Source organism: Flavobacterium omnivorum, from assembly GCF_900099915.1.
Taxonomy (GTDB): Bacteria; Bacteroidota; Bacteroidia; order Flavobacteriales; family Flavobacteriaceae; genus Flavobacterium; species Flavobacterium omnivorum.
On the sequence record NZ_FNDB01000009.1, the window covers coordinates 18,956 to 40,309 of the forward strand.

The following is a 21,354-nucleotide window of genomic DNA, read 5'->3' on the forward strand; positions in this document are numbered from 1 at the left end:
AATTAATTACCCAACAAATTTCAATATAATAAAAGTGAATGGGTTTGAATTAAAAAAACATATTAAATTTTGCTATAGCATTTTAGACTAAACAATGATTTTAAAATCTTTTAATATTGGCAAAATAACTTTTTTAGTGACGAAAGCCAGACGTACAGAAAGTAAATTGTTTAAAATTTTATTATTGATTATTTAAACACAGATAACACACAATTTAAATTTTATTCCTACCTTTAAATATACTTTTTTTAATGTAAAAAAAAATGGAAATCAACTGGATTACTATTGGTATTGTTATTTTCTTCGCAATTATTTTGATTGTATTTCTTTTTAGAAAAAATCAAAAAGATAAAAAGAAGTACACTAATTACTTGAATAATGATTACAAAAAAGCTACTGAAGAAGAATCAGATTTGAATGACGACACGTACTAAGGGGATAAACTACTAGGCTCCTAATTTCCGCTAAAAAAAGTTTTATATTTTAAAAAAAATGTTTCTCTTTATAAATTAAACCGCACCCAAGTTAAAATAAAATGTGCTTCCTAAACCCAATTGGCTTTCGACACCAATAACACCATTTTGAGCTTCAATAAATTCTTTGCTTATCGCTAAACCCAAACCGGTTCCTGATTTATCACTGCCTGGAATCTGAAAATATTTATCAAATACTTTGGTTTTATACCGGTAGTCAATTCCTTTTCCAGCATCCCTTACTTGGAAAATAATTTGTTCGTTTTGGCTTTTTAATTCGATCAAAATTTTACTGTTTTCAGACGAATATCGAATAGCATTGGTCAAAAAATTAATCAAAACCCAAGCTGTTTTTTCGCTATCCGCTCTTACATCGGACACATTATTTTCAGTTTCAACAAGCAGTTCAATGTTCTTCTGCTCGGCTTGTACTTTTACAGCCTCAATAGCATAGCTTACAATTTTATACGGACTAGTTTTTTCAATATTCAATTTAATGTTACCCGTTTCTAGTTGCGATAATTCTAACAGTTCCCCAGTAATTTTTAGTAAGCGTTGACTGTCTTCTTTAATACTTTCAATCAGCTGATGTTGCTCTTCGTTTATTATTCCTGTTTGCTCTTTTTCTAATAGTTGCACACTCATTTTTATGGAGGAAATGGGGGTTTTCAGTTCATGGGAAACAGTAGCAATAAAATTAGTTTTGGCAAAATCCAATTCTTTAAAAACGGTAATATTTCGTAAAATAAGCACCTCACCTATTGCTATAGTTTGGTCTTCCCCTGTTGGTTTTACAGTGATTTTTACCGTCTCTTTTTCGAAATAACTTTCTTTACCGTCTGCAAAAATTTTCATTAGATACGGCTTCTTTCCAGAATTTCCAGGATAAATTTCTAGCTCTTTTATAATTAAGGATCGCATTAAATCATTGGTTAATGCCACTACAGAGGCTGGTTTGCCAATTACTTCTTCTGATTTTAACCCCATTATTTTTAGCGCTTCATCATTTGAAAATAATATTATTCCCTCATTGTCTAATCCTATAATTGGGTCGTGCATATTGTTGATCAGCGTTTCCAATCGTTTCTTTTCAAAAGATAATTTATGTAGATTGCTATTGCTGTATTCCTCCAGTTTATGTGCCATAGTATTGAACGATTTGGCCAAATCACCGTATTCGTTGTGATTCATAAAATGTACCCGCTGTGAATAATTTTTGTTCGCAATTGCTTTGATACTTTCAGTAAGCTCTTTGATGGGATTGGCAATGTTATTGGGTAAATTCACCAATAAATTAAATGCAATCAAAAAACAAAGCGTACCCGTAATAGCAATCCATAAATTAGCAGTTTTAGCAGTTTGTTTTGCAATATCACTTTTCGCTTTAATGGCAGTCATATTTAACTTCATAATCTCAAAAATATCCTGACGGATTTGGCTTTTAATCGACTCATCTGTTCTATTTTTTACTAACAAATCAAAACTTTTTTGCAAATTATAAGTCGCTTTATCCTCGCCAGATTCCGTAATATTAGCAATTTGATTCCTTAAATTAGTTTCGAAAATTATAATTGCTTTTTCTTCATCAACATTTATTTCATCTAGTGAAAGAAGCATGTTTCTTGAATACTCCAACGTATTGTAATTGGCCCTTAAAATATTTTCAGTATCTTTTTTAATTGAAAATATATAAAATGCGGCTACCAATGAAAGAATAATTATCATTAGGAAAAGCAGGCCAACACCCAGATTTAATTTGGTTTTAATTTTCATTGTACTAAAAAATATAGTTTAGGATAAAATTACTAGATCAATATTCGATGAAGATAAATTGTTTAATAATTTATTAAAAATAGTAGTGGATAAAATTACTTTAAATAAGTTTAAATGTGGTTTCCCAATGCAAACTGTTGTGATGTTTTTTTGCTCCACAACATCTAAAATAGCATTTGTAATGCATTTATTTTCGATTTTGATAACTTCGGCACCTAATTGTGTAGCTAATTTGAAATTATTAATCAAATGCCGCTGCTTGTCTAGTGCTATTTTATCAGAACTTTCAATTGGCGTTTCCACATACAAAACACACCATCGGCAATTGTAATAGCTAGCCAAACGAGCCGCTTTCCGAATAACAATTTTAGCTGTTTTATCATTGCTGCTGATGCAAGCCAATAGTTTTTGCTGTTTTAAAGCCAGGTTTTTAGGAACTTCATTTTCCACTTTTCGAACCACTTGACCTGCTACTTCCTTTAAGGCCAACTCTCGCAATTGCAAAATTTGATCTGATTTGAAAAAGTTGCTCAATGCGGTCTGGATTTTATCAGCGGTATAAATTTTACCTTCTTTCAATCGAGTAATCAAATCTTCCGAAGTCAAATCGATATTCACAACCTCATCCGCCATGCGCAAAACGTTATCTGGAATTCGTTCCTGAACATCAATGTTGGTAATACGTTTCACATCTTCGTTTAAACTCTCAATATGCTGAATATTAACCGCAGAAATAACATTTATTCCGGCTTCAAGAATTTCTAGTATATCTTGCCAGCGTTTCTCGTTTTTACTTCCCTCGATATTTGAATGCGCTAATTCATCTATAATCACCACCTCAGGACGCAAATTTATAATGGCTTGTACATCCATTTCTTCTAATTGCTTGCCTTTGTAAAAAATATTTCGCCGCGGAATAACGGGTAAACCTTCAAGTAATTGATGGGTTTCCAGTCGATTGTGGGTTTCAATATACCCAATTTTGACATCAATACCATTTTTCAATAGCGTATGTGCTTCTTGTAACATTCTAAACGTTTTCCCCACGCCCGCGCTCATGCCAATGTAGACTTTAAATTTGCCTCTGCGTGATTTCTGAATTAAATCAAGAAAGTGCTTGACATTATTATCTTTTTCGTTGTCCATTTATGCTGAATTTACTGGTGCTAAATTCCTATTAGTTGTTAAGTTTGCTCAAATTAAAAACTTCAAAATCAAAAAGAAATACTAACTAAAAATTAAACCATTAAGCCAATAAGTTTCCTTAAGAAATAGCTTAATTTTTCTTAAGGAAACTTATTGATTTAAAATCTTAATTTTTAAAAAGAAATCGCTAATGAAGTGCTCAAAAAAACATTGTTAGCATTTGGATTACCTTCTTTCAAAAAGATTTGATCTTTACTTTTTAGACTTCGTGCTTCCAATCTAAACATAACATTATCGGTTACTAAATAATCAAAATTAGCTGAATAACCATACGTTTTGAATCCATTAGGCGTTCCAGTTCCTATAATTACTCCTTTCGCATCCTCGTAATATTCAACCCTTGCAGCCAATTGGATTTTTTCCCAAGGCTTGTATTGCGCGATCACTATTGGTGCGTACCAAATATCGTACTTAACGCTTCCTCTTGCCGATTGTTGTGCGCCAATATCAAAGCCAGTTATTAAATTTACCCTTTCTGAAACTTTAAATTGACCATAAAAATTATTGAAATACCTCCATTTTTTAAGCGCATCAGGTTGCTCATTTCCCGCGTAAGTACTCCAATTTAAAGTAACCCCAGCATTAGGTTTAAACGTTACTTGAGTCCCAAAAGCTGGTGTTTGATTTCCCTCCACTTTCTGAATACGTTGCCAGCCGTTTAAGTACATTACAGCTACATACCATTTTGAATCTGCAGAAGTATATCCAATTTTTACGCCCGCTTCATAATAAGGAGAATTATCTGCTAAAATACTTCTTGTCAATGTCATACAATCTTTACCAATAGCACTTTCAAAACCAATATGTGAGGGCATAATTCCTGCATCGATCCATAAATTGTGTTTTGACAAAATTTTCACACCAACATTCGCCTCAAATACATTTTTCAATAAATCTTGTTCAGCGGCTAAATTATACGCCGCGTAAGTTCCGGCCATAAGTGCAAAATTTCCGCGAATGTTATCCGTTGCGTAATTAATCTTTGCAAATCCTAAATTCAAATTAACCTCATTGTGCTTGTTGTGACTGTAAATAAATCCTGGACGCATGTGGTTGTCCGGTTTTCCAAAATCATAACTGTAGTAGGTTTCAATATATCCAGAAAATGTAATTGGGCTTTTTTCTTTCTCAACCTCTTGGGCATTGATTGTCGTAAAGCCCAAAGCAAGTAATGCGGTAACTATTATTTTTTTCATTTTATATTTAATTATCATCGCGACTTACGATGCTATTTGTATTATTATTTAATTTTTTTGAAGCTAATCCAGCTGTCCACTTTATCTTTCCTTGCCTAAAATAGGCAAGGAAAGGATGCCGTTCCCATCTGGGCTAGGCGATTTCGGCACACTAGATAATTTTATTAAACAACTATTTTAATTCATTTAAAGCGACATTTAGCGCTAAGACATTTACGGTTTTTGGACCCATAATTGATGGTCTATTACATTGCGCTTCAACAAGTTCTTTTATTTTTTTTTCCGCTATTTTTCTTTCATTAGCCACACGTTTTACTTGAATTAAAGCACCTTGCGGAGAAATATTTGGATCTAATCCACTGCCTGAAGCAGTAACCATTTCTGCTGGAATCTGTAATTTATTTAAATAGGGATGAGCGATCAAGAACGTGTCAATTCTTTTTTGAACGAGAGCTAAATACTCCTCATTACTAGCTCCCTTATTGCTTCCACCACTTCCAGCTCCGTTGTAATCCACTGCCGAAGGACGACCCCAAAAATAGTTTAAAGTATTAAATTTCTGTCCTATTTTTTGATAACCCACTACTCTTCCGTTTTGTGTAATAGTTTCACCTTTTCCCTTGTTTGGAGAAAATTGTGCCATACCGTAGATCGCCAACGGATAAATAACCGCAAATAAGATCACCAATAAAAAGGTGAATTTAAGTATTGAAAATATATTTTTCATTTTAATATTTTTTATAAACCAAACCAATTTTAAAAACGGTTTGATTTGATTTTACATAAATAATGCAACAAATAAATCAATTAATTTGATACCAACAAAAGGAACAAGCAATCCACCCAATCCATAAATCAAAAGATTTCTTTTCAAAATGGCACTCGCTCCAATTGGTTTATAATCTACTCCTTTCAAAGCTAGGGGAATCAATATCGGAATAATAATCGCATTGAAAATCACTGCCGATAATATCGCGCTTTCTGGACTGTGTAACCGCATGATGTTCAATCCTTCCAAAGCAGGAATGGCTGTGATAAAAAGAGCTGGAACAATGGCAAAATATTTAGCAACATCATTCGCAATCGAGAACGTGGTTAAAGTTCCTCTAGTCATCAACAACTGTTTTCCTATTTCTATTATTTCAATTAACTTTGTTGGATCGTTGTCTAAATCTACCATGTTCCCGGCTTCTTTGGCCGCTTGTGTTCCGCTGTTCATTGCAACCCCTACATCGGCTTGCGCCAATGCGGGAGCATCATTGGTACCGTCTCCCATCATCGCTACAAGTTTCCCCATTTGTTGCTCGTTCTTGATGTAATTCATTTTGTCCTCAGGTTTGGCTTCGGCAATAAAATCGTCAACACCTGCAGCTTCAGCAATAAATTTTGCCGTCAAGGGATTATCTCCAGTAACCATTACGGTTTTGACTCCCATTTTTCGCAAACGATCAAAACGTTCATTCATTCCCGTTTTGATAATATCCTGCAATTCGATTACGCCTTGAATTTGTCCGTCTTTAATCACTACTAAAGGTTTTCCTCCCAAGGAAGAAATATCTATAACTTTTTGTGCGGTGTCCTCCGGAAAGGGGTTCCCAGCTTCTTTTGCAATATTCTTAGCGGCATCTTGTGCTCCTTTTCTAATATTGGTTCCCTCTTTCAAAATTACGCCGCTTGTCCGAGTTTCTGCAGTAAATTTAATCAAAGTGGCACCCTCGATGGATAGTTTTTGCGCAACATCAATTCCTGCTAATTCAATGATACTTTTCCCTTCAGGAGTATCGTCTGCTAGCGAACTCAGCACGGCTGATTTTATAAAATTTTCTTGAGTAACCCCTTTTGAAGGATAGAAATGAGTCGCTTTCCTGTTTCCAATAGTGATAGTTCCTGTTTTATCCAAGAGCAAAACATCAATATCTCCAGCCGTTTCGACTGCTTTTCCGGATTTCGTAATCACGTTGGCACGCAACGCTCGGTCCATTCCAGCAATACCAATTGCTGATAACAACCCACCAATTGTCGTAGGAATTAAACAAACAAAAAGTGAAATAAAAGCAGCAATCGTAATGGGCGCATTGGCATAATCAGCAAAAGGTTTCAAAGTCACGCAAACAATCACGAAAATCAGAGTAAATGCCGCAAGAAGAATCGTCAATGCAATTTCGTTTGGTGTTTTCTGACGGCTTGCTCCTTCCACCAAAGCAATCATTTTATCCAAAAAGCTTTCGCCTGGTTCATTTGTAACAAGTACTTTAATTTTATCTGATAGCACCTTAGTTCCACCCGTAACAGATGATTTATCGCCGCCAGCTTCCCGTATTACCGGAGCACTTTCGCCAGTGATGGCACTTTCATCGATAGTAGCTAAACCTTCTATAATCTCACCGTCAGTAGCGATTAAATCCCCTGCTTCGCAGATAAAAATAGCTCCTTTCTTTAATTTTGATGAACTGATATTTCTAATTTCGCCATTAGGCAAAATTTGTCTTGCTGGCGTTTCTTCACGTGTTTTTCGTAAACTGTCAGCCTGCGCTTTACCTCTTGCTTCAGCGATGGCTTCAGCAAAATTGGCAAACAAAAGCGTGGCTAATAAAATTAAAAAAACAATGAAATAATAAATAAAACTACCTTGATTTTGTGCACCAAATAAAATGGAAATACAAACAAAAAACATAATGGCAGTTCCTATTTCAACGGTAAACATTACCGGATTTTTGAACATTTCTTTTGGATTAAGCTTTATAAAAGAGTGCACTAAGGCCTCTTTTACTTGATTGCTCTCAAATAATGAAGTGGATTTATAGTTGTTCATTTTGATTTATTATTTTAATGAAAAATATTCTGCCAATGGTCCTAAAGCTAATGCTGGAAAGAACGATAATGCCGCAATAATAGCGATTACAGCAAAAACCATTACACCAAAAATAGTAGTATCCGTTTTTAAAGTTCCCGCACTTTCTGGAATGTATTTTTTGCTGGCCAATAATCCCGCAATGGCTAACGGGCCAATAATTGGGATAAATCTTGAAAGCAATAAAACAATTCCTGTTGTTATATTCCAAAACGGATTATTATCCCCTAAACCTTCAAATCCACTACCATTATTGGCTGCACTCGACGTATATTCATAAAGCATTTCTGAAAATCCGTGGTGGCCAGGATTATTTAACCAACTTGCTGCATTACCACTAAACCAATATCCCATTGCGGTATCATTTGCAGCTAAATAAGAAGCTAAGGCAGTACCTGTCAAAATTAAAAATGGATGCAGAATAGCAATGAAAGCAGCAATTTTAACTTCTCGAGCTTCAATTTTCTTCCCTAAAAATTCCGGCGTTCTACCCACCATTAAACCAGATATAAATACCGCTAAAATGATAAAAACATAGAAATTTAACCAGCCTACGCCACAACCTCCGTAAAAGGCATTAATCATCATGGCTAACAGCTGCGTAGCTCCTGCAACTGGCATTGCACTATCATGCATACTATTCACAGAACCTGTTGAAATTACAGTAGTAGCAATACTCCAAAAACCTGAAATTGCAGGTCCAAAACGAACTTCCTTTCCTTCCATCGCTCCAGTGGCTTGCGTAATTCCCATTCTTTCAATAGCAGGATTCCCATTAAGTTCGCTGATAACAGTTGGGACTACTAAGAGTAAAAAACCAATCGTCATCACTCCAAAAACAACATAGGAAAATTTCCTTTTCTTGAGGTAAAAACCTAAAGCAAAAATCATGGCAAAAGGGATGAGTAACTGTGCACATAATTCAACCGCATTTGTGAAATAAGTTGGATTCTCTAGTGGATGTGCTGAGTTAGCACCAAAAAACCCACCTCCATTAGTTCCAATATGTTTGATCCCAATAAAAGCTGCAGCTGATCCGCGAGACACTTCACTAGTATCGCCTTGTAAAGTCACTATTTTATCTTTTCCTTCAAACGTCATTGGCGTGCCGCTGAATATTAAAATTACAGCTACAACAGCTGAAAGTGGTAACAAAACACGAATACAACTCTTGAGAAAAAAATTATAAAAATTACCTAGTTTATCCGTTGCTCTTTCTTTCATAGCAAGAAAAACCATTGCGGCAGCTGCCATTCCAATACCTGCCGAAACAAATTGTAAGAACATCAACACCATCTGAGATAGATAAGACAACCCAGATTCACCAGAATAATGCTGCAGATTACAGTTCACTAAAAATGAAATAGCAGTGTTAAAAGCCAAATCAGCAGTCATTGACGGATTATTATCCGGATTTAAAGGCAACATACCTTGTGTGAGCAAAACAAAGAAACAAAGGAAAAACCAAACCATATTGACGCTCAAGAGTGCTTTTAGGTGTTGTTTCCAGTTCATTTCGTCAGTAGCATTGATGCCACTGACTTTGAAAATTAATTTTTCAATCGGGTTGACAATAGGGTCAAGCAATGTTTTATCTCCAGCATAAATTTTGGCAATATAACGCCCCAGAGGAATTGCTAAAACTAAAGAAATAATAAAAATACTGATGACACCAAATACTTCTGTATTCATAATGAAATTTTAAATTGTTGGTTTTTTGTAGGTGATTTAATCCCTAATTTTCAGGAGAGGATCAAAATTTTTCGGGTTTGATTAATACATAAATCAAATAAGCGAAAACAAGTAGTGCAATAATAAATAACGCTATCATAGTTTTAGATTTTATCGAAAAAATCGACGGTTTTAAAGCAAATCGCAAACAGCAAAATGGCTAATGCGCTTAAAATAAAAATACTTATCATGGGTATAAAAATTAGGTTAAACTCCTACTGCATTGATGTGTTTAACATATTCTGCTTTTAAAGCACTAGGAAACAGATTAGAAATGGAGCATTTGCGCAACTCCATAAAAGAAGACACAGAAAAAACATAGACAGTAGAAATAACATTTTTAGTTTCGTTGCGTCCTGTCCTTAGTAAATCTTCGGCGATGGCTAGACATTTTTTAGCGCGATGGATGTTTCCAGAAACAATAGCCTTTTGGGTGATTTCAGCAAACCGTTCCGCTTGTCTGTAAATTGTATTCACTTGGTTTTTCGTAAGAAAAATTTTTATGTTCCCCGAGCTTATGCCAAAATATGTTCCGATAAATTAGAATTCCTGTAACATGTTGTATTAGAAGACTTGACTGATTCTATGCCGTGAAACAGCACAAAAAAACCCTATCATTTTGATAAGGTTTTCTCATTATAATAGGATTTATTCAAAGTTTGAGTTAGTTAATACGACTCACAAAGTTTAAAATAGTCTTAGGGGATTGCATTCTAAAAATTACAGAATATGGTACTCGTCTAACTTTCGATATAAAGTAGCAACACCTATTTCGAGTAATCGAGCGGTTTCGGCTTTATTGCCTTTCGTGTAGTTCAGCACTTTCTGAATGTGCAATTTTTCTACACTTTGCATTGAAAACGCAGACATTATTTTAGAAGTGTTATCTGCTTGATGTTGTATTTCATAGGGCAAAACATCTTGAGTCAAACAATCACCATTGCATAAAATGACGGAACGTTCAATGACATTTCTTAATTCTCTAATATTTCCTGGCCAATGATAGATTTCCAATTTTTTCAAGAATTCCGAATCAATTTCTAACTTTCTACGATTAATTTTTTCTGAAAATTGTTTGACAAAATAGAGCGTTAATGGGGAAATATCTTTTACACGTTCCCGCAATGGAGGAATTTTGATTTCGAAAATATTCAATCGAAAGTATAAATCCTGCCGGAAACGATGTGCGTCGCTTTCTGACTTTAAATCTCTATTGGTTGCAGCTATCAAGCGAAAATTCGATTTTCTTGGAGTGGAATCCCCAACAGGAATGTACTCGCTAGTTTCTATCACACGTAGTAGCTTGGCTTGCAAATCGATTGGCATTTCACCTATTTCGTCCAGAAATAAGGTTCCGCCATTGACTTCTTCAATAAATCCTTTTTTATCTTTTATGGCGCCAGTAAAGGCGCCTTGCTTGTGCCCAAATAATTCACTTTCGAGAATTTCTTTGCTAAAGGTGCTGCAGTTTAAAGCCACAAATGACTTTCCTACTCGATTGCTATTTTCATGAATAGCTTGTGCAAAAACCTCTTTTCCAGTTCCGGTTTCACCGGTTAAAAGTACGGTTGAATCTGTTTTTGCCACTTTTTTTGCTAAATCAATTACTTGCTCCAACCCTTTAGATTTTCCGATGATGGAATCAAAAGAATATTTATCTGAAATTCGTTTTTCTAGTTGTTCTACTTTCCTTTGTAATTGTACTTTTTCCAATGCTTTGTACAAAAGTGGAATGATTTTATCATTGTCATCGCCCTTAACAATATAATCAAAAGCACCATTTTTCATGGCTTGAACGCCATCAGAAATCTTGCCGAAAGCAGTGAGCAAGATAACTTCGGTTAAGGGAAAGGTACTCTTTATTTTTTCGAGAAAATCAACACCGTTCCCATCAGGAAGCTTGACATCACAAAGAACCACATCAATAGCTGTATGTTCTAATTTTTTGAAACCTGATTTTAAATCAGAGGCTTCTACAACGTCAAAACCTTCTGATTTTACAATTCTGGCGAGAAGCCCGCGCAGTTTTTCTTCGTCGTCGATAATTAGAATGTTTTTCAAAATAGGATCTCTATAAATTTAAAATACAAAGCTACCTTTTTAAATGCACACAAATAAATAAACAGGGTTTACTTCCTTCGAGTATCAATCAGATGAATGATTTTCCAACTTTTATCTTCTTTGAAAAGTGTAAAAGCATTCACGCCTTTATGAATCAATTTTTCATTAATATAAAACTCATAAGGCGTCCAAGCATGCGCCATAGCTCCGTCTACTTGAATAGAAAAACTTATAATTTTTTCGAAAAACTTTAAATCCACAGGAATAGAAGCGATGGATTTATAAAATGTTTGCAGTTTTTCATTAGATAAAGTATTGCCTTTGCTGCTCTCAGCAATGGATTGCAAAATCATGTCATCTTCGCAAAGAGTCTTTAATTTTGTTGAATCTTTAGCATGAAAAGCTATGAAAAAAGTTTCAATTACTTTTTGAATCTCTTGATTTTGCGCCTGTGAATATACGGAGCAAAGCAATAAAATTAATATTAGCATTTTTCGCATGATTCCTTTTTTAGTTAATTTGTATCTAAAACAATATTAGTGTTACATTTTTCATCAAAAATTATACATTTTATTACCTTTACAAGCTTAAAATAACAACTATGTCTGTCGCTAAAAAAGATTACAAAAGGATTACCACGAAATCACTGATTGATATGAAAGCCAACGGAGAAAAAATCTCTATGCTAACGGCTTATGATTACACTATGGCAAAAATCGTTGATACTGCCGGAATCGATGTAATTCTCGTGGGTGATTCTGCTTCAAATGTCATGGCAGGTCATGAAACAACATTGCCTATCACTTTAGATCAGATGATCTACCATGCCTCCTCTGTGGTTAGAGCTATAGAAAGAGCTTTAGTAGTCGTGGATTTACCTTTTGGAAGCTATCAATCAGACCCGAAAGAAGCCTTGCGATCTGCTATTAGAATTATGAAAGAAAGCGGTGGACACGCCGTAAAGTTAGAAGGTGGTAAAGAAATTAAAGAGTCGATCAAAAAAATATTAAACGCAGGAATTCCTGTTATGGGCCATTTGGGTTTAACCCCACAATCCATTTATAAATTTGGAACTTATACCGTTCGCGCTAAAGAAGAAGAAGAAGCACATAAGTTAATCGAAGATGCTAAATTACTTGAAAGACTGGGTTGCTTCGCCTTAGTTTTAGAAAAAATACCAGCACATTTAGCCGAGAAAGTAGCCCAAAGCATATCGATTCCAGTTATAGGCATTGGCGCAGGTGGCGGAGTTGACGGACAGGTTCTGGTAATTCATGACATGTTAGGAATGAATAATGAATTTAGCCCTCGTTTCTTGAGAAGATATATGGATTTGTATGAAGGAATGACAAAAGCCATTGGCCAGTATGTTGCCGATGTAAAATCGAGTGATTTCCCTAATGCAAATGAGCAATATTAATCCAATAAAAGGGAACTAATATGAAGGTTATATCTAATAAAAACAATATCCAAATTCTACATGAAGACAACCACCTCATTGTGGTCAATAAGCGTGTGGGCGATATTGTACAAGGCGATAAAACGGGTGATAAACCACTGTCTGATGTAGTTAAAGAATACATTAAAGACAAATATAGTAAGCCTGGAGAAGTATTCCTGGGCGTCGTACATCGTTTAGACCGACCTACAACTGGAATTGTGGTTTTTGCCCGCACCAGTAAAGCATTGACGAGAATGAATGAGCTGTTTAGTAATCGGAAAACTCAAAAAACCTACTGGTGTATTGTCAAAAATAAACCTTTAGAGTCTGAAGATAAACTCGTTCATTACTTAAAAAGAAACGAAAAAAACAATTCTTCAAAAGCACATTTAAAAGAAGTTCCTGACAGTAAACTAGCGAGTTTAGATTACAAAATAATTAAGGAACTCAACAATTATTTCGCTTTGGAGATCAATCTTCATACTGGTAGACACCATCAAATCAGGGCGCAACTTTCGGCTATTGGTTCCCCAATAAAAGGCGATTTAAAATATGGTTTTGACCGAAGTAATTCCGATGGTGGAATTCATTTGCACGCTCGGAAATTAGTTTTTGAACATCCTGTAACCAAAGAAAATATTGAAATCTTGGCGCCAACTCCTGATGATGTAATTTGGAATGCAATTTAGAAATCTCATTTCATATAAATATTTCGTCACAACCTTTCACTAAAAAAAAACTAACTAGAATGGTCAACTACGATTTTCCAACCTTCTTTAAATTTTTCTACTATTAAAGTAAAAAATCCTTTTTGTTCTCCTTTTTCCATTTGTAAATTCCAACCTCCTAAAACAAAGGCGTGTTTGCTATCAATCATTTTTATTTGTTTGATATCAAAAGTTAGAGTACCCATTGCAGCTTTGTCAGGATAAACTTGTTGATAGATCTCTAAGTTTTTTTGCCAGCCGTAAAATGGTCCTGTTTTTCCAACAAACAGTAAAGAATCGGATTTTAAATAACCTTGCATATACCCGATCATATCCCCATTATTCCAATCTAAACGTTGTTTCTCTAAAACTGCTTTAATTTCTTTCTCTTGAGCAATTGATAAATAACCACAAAATAAGAGCATAATTGATAATATGATTTTTTTCATTTTTTTTACGATTTGATTGATTTTAACTTTATTGTGGACAACCTTTATCCCTTTTCATAAATCAAATGTATTCAAAAAATCGTGTTCATTCCCATTTAATTTTATGAAATATTGTACTATAAAATACTTGAACTACTTTTTAATTTTTGTACTATTTTACCCCACATGCAGCGTTAATTATTTATTCTTGTACATCTCATAAATTCATTTTCAGGATAAAAAATTAGTTTTTATTTATACTTCTCTTAAACAAAATATGAAAATCTTGGCAATAAAGCCATGTGATTTACTGTAGAAATTCTAATTATTAACAATTCAAAACAAAAAAATTACGAACGTACAGCTAAATAAAAAGAATAAAATTCTCTTTTTTTATTTTAGTTCCCAAAGAAAGTTGCTATCAGTTAATAATTATGTAATTTTAAATTAAAATCATTTTATGAATAAAATTATCGATTTAAAACAACGAAAAGAATCTCTTAAAAAATTATTGTACGTCATTACAAAATATGAAGAGGAAATTATCAAAGCATTATACAATGATTTTAAAAAACCTGCTTTTGAAGCCGTTTTAACAGAGACCAATTATGTTATCTCTGACTTAAAGGAAACTATAAAAAATATAAATTCTTGGGCTAAGCCAAAGAAAGTTAGTGCTTCGTTGTTGAATTTCCCCTCTTCAGATTATGTTTACAGTGAACCTTATGGCCATGTTTTAATACTTTCACCATGGAATTATCCATTTCAATTAGCGTTATGCCCTTTGGTGGCTGCAGTAGCCGCTGGAAATAAAGTGACGTTAAAACCATCCGAACTTACACCACACACTGCTGCTATTATTTCCAAAATTATAATTGAAACTTTTCCTGTAAAAGAGGTTGTAGTTGTCACTGGTGATGCTACTGTGGCGACGGAATTGTTAAAAAAACGGTGGGATTATATTTTTTTTACAGGAAGTGTCGCTGTGGGGAAAATAGTGGCGAAGGCTGCCGCCGAAAACTTAACTCCTGTTACTCTAGAGTTGGGAGGAAAAAGCCCTTGCATTGTTGATGAAACGGCTAATTTAGAATTGAGCGCCCGTCGTATTGTATGGGGGAAAATTATAAATGCAGGACAAACATGCGTTGCTCCTGATTATATTTTGGTACATCATAAAATGAAGGACACTTTAGTGAAATTCTTAATTCTGGAAATTGAAAAAGCATTAGGAACAAATCCAGAAGAATCTCCAGACTATGCTAGAATTATTAATTTAAAAAACTGGGAACGTCAATTGAGTTTATTGGAAAATCAAAAAACGCTCTTAGGAGGAAAATCTAATAAAGAAAGCTTATACCTAGCTCCTACTTTACTCGACGAACCTAAAATGGACAGTAAAGTCATGCAGGAGGAAATTTTTGGTCCCATACTTCCCATACTTTCTTATAAAACAAAAGCAGATATTGAGAAAATAATTTTAAGCTTTGAAAAACCATTATCATTGTATTTATTTACTCAAAATAAATCCTTTGTTGATGAAGTATTACAAAAATATTCGTTTGGTGGCGGTTGTATCAATGATACGGTAATTCATTTGGTTAATAATAAATTACCCTTTGGTGGTGTTGGAAATTCTGGTATGGGTGCTTACCATGGAAAATTGAGTTTTGATATTTTTTCCCATAAAAAAGCGATCGTAAAAAGAGGAACTTGGCTTGATTTACCGCTGCGTTATGCACCGTATAAAGACAAATTACAAACCATTCAAAAATTATTGAAATGGATTTAAGCACTGAAAAATCAGTGAGCGAAGCTATTAAATACAGACGCTCTGTCCGTGTTTTTAAAAATGAAGCAATTGATATTCAAAAAGTAAAAGACTGCATTCAATTAGCGGCTTTAGCACCTACTAGCAGCAATATGCAGCTTTGGGAGTTCTACCATGTAGTGTCTCCAGATTGCATAGAGCAGATTGCTAAAGCAAGTTTTGATCAAAATGCAGCAAAAACGGCACAGCAACTAGTTATCGTTGTCACGAGAAAAGACCTTTGGCGCAAAAGAGTTAAATCAAATATTGAGTATCTAAAAGTTCAATATGGCAATAAACCGGAAGCCGATTATTCGAAGAGAGAAAAGTTTGCTTTAAATTATTATCAGAAAATTATTAATGCTCTTTATTTTGATTTTTTTGGAATCATTGGAATGATTAAATTCCTTGCTTTTCAAATTATTGGAATATTCAAACCCATTTACAGACAGGCTCGACAAAGCGATATGCGGATTGTAGCACATAAAAGCGCCGGACTTGCGGCACAAAATTTTATGATTGGTATGGCTGCAATAAATTATGATACCTGTCCCATGGAAGGTTTTGATTCGTTGAGAATTAAAAAAATATTACATTTACCGGCTTCTGCAGAAATAAATATGATTTTGGGATGCTGGATCAGAGCTACAAATGGGATTTATGGGGAGCGATTTCGTATCCCTTTTAAAGAAACTTATTTTAAAATATAACCAATTAAATAATACTAAAACCAAATGATGAATACTACTCAAAATCGCATAGAAAGAATAAAAAATAATGGATACGAATTGGATTTTGGCATTGTTTTCAACCATGCATTTGAAAATTACAAAAAAATTGCGCTTTATGGCGGTCTAGTTATTTTTGTGTTTTTTTTCCTCCTAAGTATAGTAGCATTTGGCGTAATCATTGCCATTTTTGGCAGTGCCGCCACTTTAGAATTTCTAAAGCCCGAAAACTTAAGACCAGAAGTACTTTCTTTATCTACTTTAATAATTATTTCAGCAGTGTCCGTTTTAATTGGTTCGTCGTTAAGCCCATTTACTGCTGGGTTAATAAAAATGGCTTATTGCGCTGAAAGAGACGAAGAATTTCATGTGTCAACTATGTTTGAGTTTTTTAAAGCTCCTTATTTCAAGGAACTTTTCATTGCTACATTACTCGTTTCTATAGTGAGTTCCATCCTCTCCGTTATAATTGATTTTGCACAAATTCCAATTCTAGGCTTTGTTAATACCTTGACAGTCTCTTTGTTCACCATATTAATGATTCCGCTTATCATTTTCGGCAAATTGAAAGACGTAGAAGCTATACAAACAAGTCTGATGATTGTATCAAAACAACCACTGATCTTATTAGGTTTAATCGTTGTTGGGACTTTTGCAATAATGGTCGGATTAATAGGATGTTGTATTGGAATTTTCTTCACTTTTCCTTTTATATATTCTTTATACTACGTCATTTACAGTGAAATAATTGGATTTGAAACTGAAATTGATCAAGAAGCTACCCTATAACTACAAATTATTTTTGAATAAAAACCATCATAGAAATAGCAATCTGTTTTGGTTTTTCTTTTAAAATAAATTACTAAATTGACAGCCAAAATAGCCCCAACTAATTTAGTTTTTAACCTAAGCCAATACAATCTATGGTACTCTACTATAGCCAATTATATACTTCTCCCCTTGAAATTATTTTCTTGGGAATCTCTAATTCACTGGCTATTAATGTGCTATTTAGTATAGTCGTTCTTATTTTAATCCTTTTTCTTATTTATAAAATTTTCAAAATAAGAAATGGACTAAAAAGTAATTTACTCGAAAAAAGTGCCAAAGCCATTACAAAGAAAAAGGAATATCAAATTTATCTTTTCTTTTTAGGAATTATACTACCTATTATAGAAATTACATTTGAATTTTTAAATATTAGATCTAAAAGCTTGCTAGTAGTCAACTGCAGTATTGGGTTTGCCTTATTGGTCTTGTACTTTATCAGCACCAAATCTGCGCTAATATTCAGAAATATTCAAAAAATTTTTACTGTTTGCTTTCTACTCTACTTTAGCTCAATTTGTAGAAATTTAATAGTAACTCCCGCAGATCTTATTCCTATCGTAGCTTTCGCAGTAACGTTATTTTTTTCATACATCGTCCTCAAATCTTTAAAACTGTACTGGGGGTTTGTATTGGCGGTCATTGCCTATTTTGTTGTTATTTATGTTTTTGAATTAGTTCCCTTTAAAACAATTTTAGTATTATTTATCAACTCTGCCATAATAGTAATTATAAATTACATTCGCTTCATACTATGGATAAACCGCAATAATGTAACTAAGTTTAACAATCAAATTATCAACAAAGGAAATTCTCTGATTCTAGCAACAAATAAAAAAGGAGAAATTGTTTTTTGTAGTGAAAATGTAGAAAGTATTTTAGGGTATACTGTAGCTGAAGTAATGGGATTGGGTTACTGGAAAGTAACCGAAGATACTGAATTCTATAGGGAAGACTATGACACTAAGTTTAAAGTTGATAGAATTTTCACCCGAAAAGTTAAATGTAAGAATGGAGATTATAAGCACATTCAGTGGAATGACAAGAAATTTTCTGATGATTTAATTATTGGCATCGGTCAAGATGTAACTAGTGAAATCAATTTACAAAATCAATATAAAAATTTAATTCAAAACGCAACTGATCTTATTTTTGAAGTAGATAACCTAGGCCACTTCATCTTTGTAAATGAATTTACTATTAAAACTTTAGGATACTATCCAAAAGAACTATTATCCCGACATTATTTAGATTTCATACGTGAAGATTACGGCATTAAAATCAAGAGCTTTTATCAGAATTTGTTAGAAAATGAGCAAGACTTCCCTACGATTGAATTTCCATTATTAAAGAAGAATGGCGAAGAATTATGGGTATCGCAAAAAGTAATTATCAATCGAAATGATACTGGAAAACTAGTAGGATATTCTGGGATTGCAAGAGATATTACTAAATTAAAAAATATCGAATTTGAAAATAAAATTCGTCAGAAAAAAATAGAAGATTACAACAGAACTATTAAAAAGCTATCCACGACCAACTTTAGTAGTTATAAAAATCTGGAGAATAGCATAATGCAAATCATTGAAGCTGCTGCAAAAGCTAATAAATGCAGTCGCGTTAGTTATTGGAATTATACAGAAGAGCTTATTACTTGTGAAAATTTATACGAATTAGAAACCAATACCTACAGCAAAGGATATGTTATTGAAAAGGAAAATTATCCTATTTACTTTGAATCTATAAAAAGCAAAAAACAAATTAGCGCACCAGATGTTTTAAAAAAATGGGAATTATCCGAGTTCAAAGAAAATTATTTTTTAAAATATGATATTAAATCACAACTTGATATCCCTGTTTTTATCAATGGGGAATTAACAGGAACAATCAGCTTTGAAACGGCAAAAAATAAAAGGAAGTGGGATAATGACGATATTATTTTTGCCAGAACGATATCTGACATTCTTTCATTGACTATAATATCACATAGCAGATATGAGGCTGAAATAAAATTAGAGTATAAGAGCGAACTTTTATCATCCATGGCACTTTGCACGGAGAAATTTTTGAACAGCAATGACATCAATGCTATTTTCTCCGATGTCCTGGTAATTATGGGAAAAGCGACTAAATCCCATCGAGCTTATTATTTTGAAAATGATGTAAATACTGATTTAATTAGTCAAAAATACCGGTGGATTATTCACAACCTAAAACTATCTGAAAATAATGTTAAGCTGCAGAATTTACCACATGATTATTTTGAAGAGCTGATAACTCCCCTTTTAAATAATAAAATATATACAGCCTTAATTCCTAAAATTGAAAATATTTCTTTAAGAAATAAACTAATTAATATTGACGTTGTGTCTTTGATCCTTTTTCCAATATTTGTAAGAAATAAATTCCATGGTTTCTTAGGATTTGATGACACCCATCAAGAACGACTATGGTCAGAGGATGAAGTCAATATTTTACAAACATTAGCCAGTAACATTGCATCTTCAATTGAGCGTATTGCAAACGAGACCGCAATTAATGAAAGTGAAGAAAAATTTCGCTTATTAGCTAATAATATTCCTGGAACCGTTTATCTCTCTAATTATGATAAAAATAACACCAAAATATACATTAATGATGAAATTGAAAAACTAACAGGTTATCCTAAATCAAGTTTTATCAATAATGAATTATCATTTATTGACTTGATTCATCCAGATGATAAAAAACGGACCATTACAGCACAAAAAAATGCCATAGAAAATAAAAGAGCCATTCACTTAATGTACCGAATCATACATAAAGACAACCATGTAGTTTGGGTAGAGGAATTTGGTGATACCATTTATAAAGATGGAAAAATTGCATTTATTGAAGGTATTTTTATTGATATTACGGAGCGAAAAAAAACCGAAACCGCCATGCAACAAAAGGAATTAGCAGAAGCCGCCAACAAAGCTAAATCTGAATTCCTAGCTAACATGAGTCATGAAATTAGAACGCCATTAAATGGAATTATTGGGTTCACCGATTTATTAATGAAGACTAATCTTGGAGTTACACAGGAGAAATACATGACCACTATCAGTCAATCCGCCCATTCCCTATTAGACATTATAAATGACATTCTTGATTTTTCAAAAATTGAAGCCGGTAAACTAGATTTGTACATTGAAAAATATGATATTCATGAATTGCTAAAACCTGTAATTGATTTAATTTTATACGAATCCAATCAAAAAAAATTAAATTTAGAACTTCGTATTGCATCCGATATCCCTAAATATTTTTGGTTAGACAGCGTGAGATTAAAACAAATTTTAATCAATTTGTTAGCTAATGCTGTAAAATTCACCTTAAAAGGTGGTATAAAATTAGAAGTTTCTTTAATCAAGGAATTAGATAATTTAGAAAATATAATTCGATTTGCAGTAATCGATACCGGCATTGGAATATTAGAAGAAAATAAGAAGAAAATATTTCAGGCCTTTTCGCAAGAGGACAGCTCGACCACAAGAAAATTTGGTGGTACAGGATTGGGTTTAACAATTTCGAATCAGTTGTTGGGCTTGATGGATAGTCATTTACAATTAGAGAGTACTGTAAATAAAGGAAGTACTTTCTATTTTGACTTAAAATTAAAAACTAGTAATGAAGCACCAGAAAGTGTCAGTCTATTCGATACAGATTTTGATGCAATCAAAGACATCGTAGTTAGGACCAATCTCACCACTAAAAAAATTACCGTTTTAATAGTAGAGGACAACAAAGTAAATATGTTGTTACTCAAAACTATTATAAAAAACTTATCGATACCAACTGCTATTTATCAAGTAGTAAATGGTCAAGAAGCTGTGGAGCAATTTGAAAAAATAAATCCAGATATTGTTTTTATGGACATTCAAATGCCTATAATGAATGGCTATGAAGCCACAGAAATTATTCGGAATTTAAAATCCGGTCAAAAAGTGCCAATAATAGCCATCACTGCTGGCACAGAAAAAGAGGAAAAAGAAAAGTGTCTGAATGCAGGCATGAATGATTATATTCCAAAACCAATAATCAAAGGAATTATTGAAGATACATTTTTAAAATGGGTTCAATAACCTAATCCTAGGATGATT

The 21,354-nt window shown here is 33.4% G+C and carries 19 protein-coding genes; 8 read left to right on the forward strand and 11 right to left on the reverse strand.

The features are described from left to right. Window positions 1-263: 263 nt before the first annotated feature. Window positions 264-434 (forward strand): EGFR-like transmembrane domain-containing protein, encoded by a 171-nt coding sequence (locus BLS90_RS16885; RefSeq protein ID WP_175455467.1) that lies wholly within the window; start codon window positions 264-266, stop codon window positions 432-434. 75 nt (window positions 435-509) lie between these two features. Here the strand turns inward: BLS90_RS16885 and BLS90_RS10090 are convergent, their stop codons facing one another. The 10 genes from BLS90_RS10090 to BLS90_RS10135 all read right to left on the reverse strand — a co-directional run bounded on the left by BLS90_RS10090 (window position 510) and on the right by BLS90_RS10135 (window position 11,791). After that, entirely contained in the window at window positions 510-2,246 is a 1,737-nt protein-coding gene (locus BLS90_RS10090) for an ATP-binding protein (protein ID WP_091257524.1), read from the reverse strand. An 18-nt stretch (window positions 2,247-2,264) separates the two neighbouring features. Then, window positions 2,265-3,392, reverse strand: a complete 1,128-nt coding sequence (locus BLS90_RS10095; RefSeq protein WP_091257525.1) for a histidine kinase — start codon at window positions 3,390-3,392, stop codon at window positions 2,265-2,267. Between the two features lie 173 nt (window positions 3,393-3,565). Next, window positions 3,566-4,648, reverse strand: coding sequence for a porin (locus BLS90_RS10100; RefSeq protein ID WP_091257526.1), 1,083 nt, complete (start codon window positions 4,646-4,648; stop codon window positions 3,566-3,568). A 172-nt stretch (window positions 4,649-4,820) separates the two neighbouring features. Continuing rightward, window positions 4,821-5,375, reverse strand: coding sequence for a K(+)-transporting ATPase subunit C (locus tag BLS90_RS10105; RefSeq protein WP_091257527.1), 555 nt, complete (start codon window positions 5,373-5,375; stop codon window positions 4,821-4,823). Between the two features lie 51 nt (window positions 5,376-5,426). Then, complete coding sequence (kdpB, locus tag BLS90_RS10110; protein ID WP_091257528.1) at window positions 5,427-7,460, reverse strand: potassium-transporting ATPase subunit KdpB; 2,034 nt, start codon at window positions 7,458-7,460, stop codon at window positions 5,427-5,429. Window positions 7,461-7,469: 9 nt separating this feature from the next. Further along, window positions 7,470-9,191, reverse strand: coding sequence for a potassium-transporting ATPase subunit KdpA (gene kdpA / locus BLS90_RS10115; protein WP_091257529.1), 1,722 nt, complete (start codon window positions 9,189-9,191; stop codon window positions 7,470-7,472). Window positions 9,192-9,252: 61 nt separating this feature from the next. Then, window positions 9,253-9,330, reverse strand: a complete 78-nt coding sequence (locus BLS90_RS16670; protein ID WP_139171412.1) for a potassium-transporting ATPase subunit F — start codon at window positions 9,328-9,330, stop codon at window positions 9,253-9,255. Between the two features lie 107 nt (window positions 9,331-9,437). Then, window positions 9,438-9,707 carry a DUF7674 family protein gene (locus tag BLS90_RS10125; protein WP_245705086.1) on the reverse strand — a complete coding sequence of 90 codons (270 nt, stop codon included), beginning with the start codon at window positions 9,705-9,707 and terminating at the stop codon, window positions 9,438-9,440. Window positions 9,708-9,950: 243 nt separating this feature from the next. Beyond that, a complete protein-coding gene (locus tag BLS90_RS10130) occupies window positions 9,951-11,294 on the reverse strand; it encodes a sigma-54-dependent transcriptional regulator (protein ID WP_175455469.1) in 1,344 nt (447 codons plus the stop codon). A gap of 65 nt (window positions 11,295-11,359) precedes the next feature. Next, window positions 11,360-11,791: a nuclear transport factor 2 family protein gene (locus BLS90_RS10135; RefSeq protein ID WP_091257533.1), complete on the reverse strand. Its 432-nt coding sequence runs from the start codon at window positions 11,789-11,791 to the stop codon at window positions 11,360-11,362. A gap of 101 nt (window positions 11,792-11,892) precedes the next feature. On the opposite strand from BLS90_RS10135, the gene panB reads away from it, so the two are divergent. Both panB and BLS90_RS10145 read left to right on the forward strand, forming a co-directional pair. Then, window positions 11,893-12,711 carry a 3-methyl-2-oxobutanoate hydroxymethyltransferase gene (gene panB, locus BLS90_RS10140; RefSeq protein WP_091257534.1) on the forward strand — a complete coding sequence of 273 codons (819 nt, stop codon included), beginning with the start codon at window positions 11,893-11,895 and terminating at the stop codon, window positions 12,709-12,711. Window positions 12,712-12,731: 20 nt separating this feature from the next. Next, window positions 12,732-13,421 carry an RluA family pseudouridine synthase gene (locus BLS90_RS10145; protein ID WP_091257535.1) on the forward strand — a complete coding sequence of 230 codons (690 nt, stop codon included), beginning with the start codon at window positions 12,732-12,734 and terminating at the stop codon, window positions 13,419-13,421. A 50-nt stretch (window positions 13,422-13,471) separates the two neighbouring features. On the opposite strand, the gene BLS90_RS10150 is transcribed toward BLS90_RS10145, so the two are convergent. Then, on the reverse strand, window positions 13,472-13,888 hold the full coding sequence (locus BLS90_RS10150) for a YybH family protein (protein WP_091257536.1): 417 nt from the start codon (window positions 13,886-13,888) through the stop codon (window positions 13,472-13,474). A 328-nt stretch (window positions 13,889-14,216) separates the two neighbouring features. On the opposite strand from BLS90_RS10150, the gene BLS90_RS17360 reads away from it, so the two are divergent. From BLS90_RS17360 to BLS90_RS10170, 5 genes are all read left to right on the forward strand, one after another. Then, window positions 14,217-14,318 (forward strand): hypothetical protein, encoded by a 102-nt coding sequence (locus BLS90_RS17360; RefSeq protein ID WP_394331032.1) that lies wholly within the window; start codon window positions 14,217-14,219, stop codon window positions 14,316-14,318. Between the two features lie 9 nt (window positions 14,319-14,327). Next, the gene (locus BLS90_RS10155; RefSeq protein ID WP_091257537.1) at window positions 14,328-15,656 is read left to right on the forward strand and encodes an aldehyde dehydrogenase; all 1,329 of its coding nucleotides are present in this window, start codon (window positions 14,328-14,330) and stop codon (window positions 15,654-15,656) included. After that, complete coding sequence (locus BLS90_RS10160) at window positions 15,647-16,384, forward strand: nitroreductase family protein (RefSeq protein ID WP_091257538.1); 738 nt, start codon at window positions 15,647-15,649, stop codon at window positions 16,382-16,384. Before BLS90_RS10155 ends, BLS90_RS10160 begins: the two co-directional genes overlap by 10 nt. 24 nt (window positions 16,385-16,408) lie before the next feature. Continuing rightward, window positions 16,409-17,191: a hypothetical protein gene (locus tag BLS90_RS10165; RefSeq protein ID WP_245705087.1), complete on the forward strand. Its 783-nt coding sequence runs from the start codon at window positions 16,409-16,411 to the stop codon at window positions 17,189-17,191. A gap of 134 nt (window positions 17,192-17,325) precedes the next feature. Next, window positions 17,326-21,336 (forward strand): PAS domain S-box protein, encoded by a 4,011-nt coding sequence (locus BLS90_RS10170; protein WP_091257540.1) that lies wholly within the window; start codon window positions 17,326-17,328, stop codon window positions 21,334-21,336. Window positions 21,337-21,354: the final 18 nt, after the last annotated feature.